The 459-nt window shown below is 51.9% G+C and carries 1 rRNA gene; it reads left to right on the top strand.

Annotation, left to right across the window (positions count from 1 at the left end):
• Positions 1 to 373 precede the first annotated feature (373 nt).
• Positions 374 to 459, top strand: a 5S ribosomal RNA gene (gene rrf, locus H1S01_RS20790); the annotation flags it as partial.

Raw genomic sequence — 459 nt, 5'->3', positions numbered from 1 at the left:
GTAGCCGTATCGGAAGGTGCGGCTGGATCACCTCCTTTCTATGGAGACTCGTCACGGTAGAGGGTGCACCCTGCTAGGTTTTCTAGTGAAGGGATGAAACCGCTACGCAGTGAGATGTCGAGGTCGAACCGGACGGAGACCTCCCAACTTATGCTTTATAAGAATAACGTGCATTGGCCAGCCAACTGGCTGATAAACGGTATTTTACGAAGTACAGATGGGACAGGTCCGAACGGAAAGGTTAGCACGCAGCGCAACACAACTGTTTGATTTTGAGGGACTGGAGAGACTTACCGGTTGAAAAGCTCAACTCGGTGTAGTAAACTTCTAAATCCGGTGATAAACCGGATTGACCTCAACAACTGCAAACTGATCTGGTGGCAATGGCGGAGGGGTCACACCCGTTCCCATCCCGAACACGGCAGTTAAGCCCTCCTGCGCCGATGGTACTTGGGACGT

This window comes from Heliobacterium chlorum (genome assembly GCF_014502795.1).
Classification (GTDB): Bacteria; Bacillota; Desulfitobacteriia; order Heliobacteriales; family Heliobacteriaceae; genus Heliobacterium; species Heliobacterium chlorum.
This window is presented reverse-complemented; position numbering and strand designations above follow the sequence as displayed.